The organism is Rhodoferax sp. (assembly GCF_037143375.1).
In the GTDB taxonomy this organism is placed as follows: Bacteria; Pseudomonadota; Gammaproteobacteria; order Burkholderiales; family Burkholderiaceae_C; genus Rhodoferax.
This window is the reverse complement of record NZ_JBAWYV010000167.1, coordinates 1-6,085: the sequence shown is the minus strand read 5'-3', so window position 1 is coordinate 6,085 and position 6,085 is coordinate 1. Positions and strand designations below refer to the sequence as shown.

General features: G+C 52.3%; 6 protein-coding genes and 2 pseudogenes. 5 read left to right on the top strand and 3 right to left on the bottom strand.

Annotated elements, in window-relative coordinates; translation table 11 throughout:
• The first annotated feature begins 386 nt into the window (after window positions 1-386).
• Entirely contained in the window at window positions 387-617 is a 231-nt protein-coding gene (locus tag WCG50_RS16565) for a hypothetical protein (RefSeq protein ID WP_336900699.1), read from the top strand.
• 79 nt (window positions 618-696) lie between these two features.
• Window positions 697-1,122, top strand: coding sequence for a hypothetical protein (locus WCG50_RS16560; RefSeq protein ID WP_336900698.1), 426 nt, complete (start codon window positions 697-699; stop codon window positions 1,120-1,122).
• A gap of 401 nt (window positions 1,123-1,523) precedes the next feature.
• Here WCG50_RS16560 and WCG50_RS16555 read toward each other — a convergent pair.
• Window positions 1,524-1,967 (bottom strand): annotated as a pseudogene (locus tag WCG50_RS16555) (transposase); the annotation flags it as partial.
• Window positions 1,968-2,057: 90 nt separating this feature from the next.
• Here WCG50_RS16555 and WCG50_RS16550 point away from each other — a divergent pair.
• Window positions 2,058-3,128 (top strand): IS110 family transposase, encoded by a 1,071-nt coding sequence (locus WCG50_RS16550; protein ID WP_336900697.1) that lies wholly within the window; start codon window positions 2,058-2,060, stop codon window positions 3,126-3,128.
• Between the two features lie 301 nt (window positions 3,129-3,429).
• Here WCG50_RS16550 and WCG50_RS16545 read toward each other — a convergent pair.
• Window positions 3,430-3,963, bottom strand: a pseudogene (locus tag WCG50_RS16545) (IS5 family transposase); the annotation flags it as partial.
• Window positions 3,964-4,142: 179 nt separating this feature from the next.
• Window positions 4,143-4,265, bottom strand: a complete 123-nt coding sequence (locus WCG50_RS16540; protein ID WP_336900696.1) for a hypothetical protein — start codon at window positions 4,263-4,265, stop codon at window positions 4,143-4,145.
• 411 nt (window positions 4,266-4,676) lie between these two features.
• Between WCG50_RS16540 and WCG50_RS16535 the strand changes: the two genes are divergently transcribed.
• Together WCG50_RS16535 and WCG50_RS16530 are read left to right on the top strand one after the other, a co-directional pair.
• Complete coding sequence (locus WCG50_RS16535; protein WP_336900695.1) at window positions 4,677-5,147, top strand: isoprenylcysteine carboxylmethyltransferase family protein; 471 nt, start codon at window positions 4,677-4,679, stop codon at window positions 5,145-5,147.
• Between the two features lie 76 nt (window positions 5,148-5,223).
• Window positions 5,224-5,856: a LysE family translocator gene (locus tag WCG50_RS16530; protein WP_336900694.1), complete on the top strand. Its 633-nt coding sequence runs from the start codon at window positions 5,224-5,226 to the stop codon at window positions 5,854-5,856.
• Window positions 5,857-6,085 lie beyond the last annotated feature (229 nt).

The window sequence follows — 6,085 nt, the reverse complement described above, 5'->3', positions numbered from 1 at the left end:
ATGCGCCAGCATCGTTGGCGGCCATCGCCAGCAAACAGCATCCACGACGATATTTGAAGAAAAAAACTTGCATCACGACCGCCAAATCAGCAGGGACGACTCAATGGCCTGCAAGTCGTTGTGGAACTGACGGAAGATTTAATCAGATAGTCGGAACATCCGGTTGATGGATGTGTGGATAACACCGGCGGATGGGTGCGCCATTCGAACACGGCGGGGCAATGCATAGGGGGTGGCTCTAACGGCCAACGGCTTGTGTAAAGAAAAGTATCTGCCGTCAACCTTGGTGATAACCCTACGTTGTAGGTGCAAGCCTGAACGAACTTCTGGCTCGCTTATGACAGTCGGAGCTTATGCGGCTGTCGTTTTATGAGTGAGTACAAATCATGTTGAATATCAAAACCCTTATTGCTACCGTGTTGCTTTCCAGCGTTGCTGCGGTGTCGTTTGCACAGGCGCCTTCCGCTGCCAAAGACGCCGGTGCCACGGCACCTGCGGCAGTAACCGCACCTGCGGCTGCAAAAAAAGCGAAGCCTGCCAAGAAACACGTTGCAAAAAAGGCGCATAAAGCCAGCGCCGCCAAGAAAACCAGCGCTGCTGCCTCTGCTGCCAAATAAGCAGTCCGCCGCCCACGAAGGGAGACTGAGGAAACTCAGCCTCCCTTTTTCATTTATTTGCCAAACATGAAAGGCCTGCATGCCAACATTCAATATCCGCGCCGTGGTCGTTGGCTCGCTGCTGATGCTCGCGCTCGACATTTTGAGCAGCATCCTTTTGTTTTCGGTCTTTGGCGGTGACGCATTAAGTTCTGGCGCCACGCAGGAAGAGATAACCGCCGTGAGCAACATCGTGGCGCAAAACAACGGCTATCTTCTGGCTGGAATGTTCCTCGGAAGTTTCTCGACGGTGCTGGGGGCCTATATTGCGGCGCGTATCGCCAACAATCTGCCCCTGTTCAATGCGTTGGCCGTGGGCGTGGTCGGTATTGTTGTGGCGGCGCTGCTGGGTGACGGTTCAAACGAGAGTCCGATGTGGTTTAGTGCTTTCGGGTACATCTCCACCGTGCCAATGGCACTCGTTGGTGGCTGGTTGGCTCGGCGTGAATCAAAACCGGGGCCGTGAATTTCGGTTTGCCTGGACCGCTTTTTCGACAATATGGTCATACAGTACATGCGCGCCTCTGTCCTTAGCTCCCTACTTGCTCAAGATGCGGTGTCTGAAACACAAGGCACGCTCATCCTGAATCTTGAAACTCCCGTCAACACTGAAACCGATATTGCGCCCCCTGTTGGTATCCGAGGTCGACCCGCTAAACGACCCTTGGCGTCGCAAAAGACAATCAAGAAAATCTAGCTCACCACGACCTAGGGAAGGTCTGAATAACTCGACACCAACTGAAGTAGCAGGTCATTAGTTTTCAAATGGTGGAATTTCACGAGCAATCTCCAGAAATTCTGCTTACTCTTCTGCCCTCAAGGACTTTTTTACCCTTGGCAGGGCACTTGCCTCGTTTTCGGGCGCACTCATGCCCCAGTCACCATCAATTTGCTTCGCACCATCCACAGATTGGACAGCGCAAACAACGTGACGAGTTGTGCCGTGTTTTTCTTCAGTCCGCGATAGCGAACCTTCACGAATCCAAACTGGCGCTTGATCACCCGAAACGGATGTTCTACCTTGGATCGAACGCCTGCTTTGAACTTTTCCGCCTGGTCAATCAGTGCATCGGCCTCGTTTTCTTTGTCGAGTGCCCGACGCTTGCCTGGACGCATGGCGATATGCCAAGCAACACCCGTCTTGGCATCCGGACGCTTCTCAACACCCTGGTAGCCAGCATCGCCATAGGCGACGGTTTCTTCTCCATGCAGTAATGAGTTGCCTTCTGTGACATCACCCACATGACCGGATGTACCGCGCACTGTGTGTACCAATCCAGAATCTGCATCGACACCAATATGAATACGAAGGGACTTCCCGCTTCCAAGTAATGGCCCCCGATTGCCATGACTGGTGTGCTGGAATATCGTTCTTAACCCCCAAACAGAAGGAGAAGTCCCATGAACAAGATTATCCGAGTTGGCGTCGACCTGGCGAAACATGTCATCCAGGTCCATGCAGTGGATGTCGCAGGTAAAGTCGTTACTAACCGCGCATTGAAGCGCGATAAGTTCTTGCTTTGGTGCGCTGATTTGCCAGCCGGTTGCCTGATCGCGATGGAGGCTTGCAGTGGTGCCCACCACTGGTGTCGCAAACTGACTGAGCGAGGATTCGATGCGCGCATGATTCCTGCCTCGTCTGTGGTGCCGTACCGTATACAAGGACGCACTGGTAAGAACGATGCGAACGACGCTGCGGCAGTCTGTGAGGCAGCGTCTAGGCCGCATATGAACTTTGTTCCGCCCAAAACACTGGCACAGCAGGGTATGCTTTGCGTGCATAGACTCCGAGAGGGGTTCAAAGAGGAGCGCACTTCCTGCATCAACCGAATTCGCGGATTGTTGGCGGAGTTTGGCGTTGTACTTCCTCAGAGTCCCGATGTGCTGCGTTGCCATCTTAGCGATGTGATTGAAGATGCCTGCAACGATATTGCCAGTATTGCTCGCCTCGTTCTGCAAAGAGCACAGGATCACTGGCGCGAGCTTGATGCGCATATTAAGTGGTGTGATCAACGTATTGCTGATCACCAAAAAAATGATGAACAAGTCCAGCGTGCAGCCGAATTGATGGGAGTCGGATCGATCACTGCATCGGCGCTCGTTGCCACTGTAGGTGATTTTCGACAGTTCAAAAACGGTGCGCAGTTCGCAGCATGGCTGGGTTTGACGCCGAAGCAAAACTCCAGTGGGGGTAAGAGTAGCTTGGGCAGTATTACCAAGCGAGGAAGTATTTATCTGCGAACCTTGCTCATCCAGGGTGCAAAGGCGATCGCACTCACTCGCCAATATGACAATCCGATCTTTTTGTGGGTTCAAAAGCTCCGTGAGCGAGCTGGTTGGCAAAAAGCTGTGGTCGCTCTGGCCAATAAGAATGCCCGAATATTATGGGCCGTTATGACGCGAGAGAAGCGGTATGACGCCCACCACATCAGTACCCACCCTACGCCAGTGCCGATCATGACGCCGGTATAGTTGGCGTCGATGTAGTCCCGATTGCTCTTTCCTTGCCAGACGTGAAATCCAAGATGCTTTGAACAGGTCAGACCGGCAGCAGGCTAACTCGAATGAAGGCAGGTGGATCAAATTGATGCCACGCAATGTGAATGGAGTCCTGCTGAGCGGTTCGTATCTGGGGCCGCACAAAGTGCAATAAGCCCGACTGTAGATGTGCAGTCTGTTCCTCGTTTCAAACAGGTCGGTTCTCGTCATTCGCTCAGATTCAATAAAAGGTGAAATCAACATGTGAATACGCTTGACAACGTGGGAAGTCCCTGTAGGCCTTCATACCAAAATACCACTGGTTTCCCTTCTTGCTGGAATGCATCTCGGGGTCGCGTGCCTTGTCTTTGTTCTTGGTGGAGCACGGTGCCGGGATCAAGGTGGCATCGACTGCGGTGCCCGCCTTCAGTAGCAAGCCTCGCTGGGTCAGAAGCTCATTGACAGTGAGCAGAATTTGCGCTGCCAGTTTGTGCTTTTCCAGTCGGTGGCGAAAGCGCAGGATGGTTGATTCATCTGGCAAGCGGGCAAACTCTTCAAGCTGGGCAAACTCGCGGTACAGCGGTGTATCGAAAAACGCCTCTTCCATGGCTGGGTCCGACAGCGTGAACCATTGCTGCATGAAGTGGATGCGCAGCATCGTCAACAAACTGAATGGTGGTCGGCCTGTGCGACCTTCTGGGTAGTACGGGGCTATGAGTTCGACCAACGCAGACCATGGAACTACTTGATCCATCTGCTCCAAAAAAACTTGCTTGCGGGTTTTCTTCACGCTGAGATTAGGCCTAAAGCTGCTTGTTTCATAAGCAATATTTTCTCAAACAGGGCTTACATCAAGCACACAACTGTGTGAGTTTTGCAGAGCATCCCTAGGGTCGGACCTCGTCAAACCCCGCAATCGCATTCGACCAGGGCGATCCTTATCTTGAACGATGAATACCACTATTTTTTGTCCAAGCTGCTGGGCATCTTGAAGCGCCAGATTGGCTTTCACGCTTTGATGTCGTCAAGGTCCGACCAATACGAGACGGTAATTCCAGCATCCTCCCGCGCCGACTCAATACCCAAAAAACCGGGCCGGTGTGCAGCCAACTCAACCATTTTGACGGCCATTTCACAGTAACTGTGGTCTACGTCGGTTCGATGGGAAGTCAAAATGACCGCGTAGTAAGAAGGTAGTGGCGGAGTATGGTCAATCAGATTTATGTGTGGCGTCACTTCATTTTGAGGTGATAACCGCGAAGAATTAGAGCTGACAGTCGCAAAGGTGCGTTTCGAATCGCTGTAGGGAGCCACAGCGGTGAGTTTAGAGAGACGCGGGTAGCCCACCGTGTGAAGGGGCGGAGCCAGCTGGTGGATTGGACAAAGCGCTGTTTATCTAACATGGTCATCAAGCTGATTGCTTGCCTCGAAAATAACCTGATTTTTATCTGTTCCAGATAACCTTGCCTGACATACTTTCAAAAATATTCCACACCACCCTGATTTTCAATTCACTCACCCTTAAATTAGCTAGTAAAAGAAATGATTCATTTTGCATTCCAAAAAAGAAATTTACTTGGCACCGTATTGGTGACTATGCAATTCTCACTGCTTATAGGGTTGTTGGCACTGGCCTTAGCCAGGGCATTGCATAGCAATATTCCGTTGTTTTCACTGCTGCTGGTTGCGACCTCATTGGCCCTGGCTATTTGGACACTGATGCACAACCGCCCCGGAAACTTCAATATCCGACCAACCCCCAAGACCCGGGGTATTTTGGTCACCAGCGGGCCCTACCGCTGGATTCGTCACCCGATGTACACGTCGGTGCTTTTGGGTGCCGCAGCACTGGCGCTCATGTCCACACCCCCAGCAGGATGGTTTGCATGGTCCGCTTTGGCTTTGGTTTTGCTGGTGAAATCAATCCTTGAAGAGCGTTGGATGCGGGAGCAGCACTTGGCCTATGAAGCATACAGGGTCCAAACCAACCGTTTTATACCGTGGATCATTTGAAAGATGCCAACATTTGGTATCGTGACGTCGACAGTTATCCCCGTGACCGCCCAGCCCCATCCATAATCGGGAGTACATGCTCTCCCTTGATACAACCCTCACATTTTTTGGCATATCCATCCTGCTGGGCCTGAGCCCTGGGCCAGACAATGTGTTTGTATTGATGCAGTCAGCCACGAATGGGCGCAAAGCTGGGCTTCTGGTGACGCTGGGGCTGTGTACCGGGTTGCTCGGCCACACCGCAGCAGTGGCGCTGGGGTTGGCTGCCATATTGGCCGCGTCAGCTACGGCGTTCACGGTACTCAAACTCGCCGGCGCAGCGTATCTGATTTATCTAGCTTGGGGCGCCTTTAGGGCGCCGGTCGGCCCGCTTCCCACTGGCTTGGCCTCACCGTTGAACCCATGGCGAATGTTTAGTCGTGGCGTTTTGATGAACCTGACCAACCCAAAGGTCGGTATTTTTTTCCTCGCCTTCTTGCCACAGTTTGTGCGCCCTGATGCCGGCCCGGTAGCGTTGCAAGTGGCGTCCTTGGGAGGTTTGTTCATTCTGGCTGCGCTGCTTGTGTTTGGTGGCATTTCCTGGTTTGCAAGCTTGGTCGGGGTGTGGTTCCAAAATTCAATGCGTGCTCAACGTGCGTTGAACCTGAGTGCTGCAGTCATATTTATTGGGTTGGCAGCCCGACTGGCGTGGTCAGAGAAATCACCTTGATGTAGCTGATGGTGTTTTCGTTGCCAATTTGAAAGACTCAATCTGTAATCAATCTCTGATAAGGTTCGGCTGGAAAACTCACTTCAGTTGCGAGTAGAAACAACACCGTTACCTAAAAATCAAGGTGCAAGCACCCGCATCTGAAGCAGAAGCCGGGTATTGCTAGTCGCGTCACTGCTGTAAACCCCGGGTTGCTGTCTGTTGCCGGTCGCTGCTATCGTGACCCATT

What these genes read in the sequence shown, in the direction of transcription:
- WCG50_RS16565 (WP_336900699.1), top strand. Translation starts at nt 387, where the DNA reads ATGTTGAATATCAAAACCCTTATTGCTACCGTGTTGCTTTCCAGCGTT.
- WCG50_RS16560 (WP_336900698.1), top strand. Translation starts at nt 697, where the DNA reads ATGCCAACATTCAATATCCGCGCCGTGGTCGTTGGCTCGCTGCTGATG.
- WCG50_RS16550 (WP_336900697.1), top strand. Translation starts at nt 2,058, where the DNA reads ATGAACAAGATTATCCGAGTTGGCGTCGACCTGGCGAAACATGTCATC.
- WCG50_RS16540 (WP_336900696.1), bottom strand. Translation starts at nt 4,265, where the DNA reads ATGGCCGTCAAAATGGTTGAGTTGGCTGCACACCGGCCCGGTTTTTTG.
- WCG50_RS16535 (WP_336900695.1), top strand. Translation starts at nt 4,677, where the DNA reads ATGATTCATTTTGCATTCCAAAAAAGAAATTTACTTGGCACCGTATTG.
- WCG50_RS16530 (WP_336900694.1), top strand. Translation starts at nt 5,224, where the DNA reads ATGCTCTCCCTTGATACAACCCTCACATTTTTTGGCATATCCATCCTG.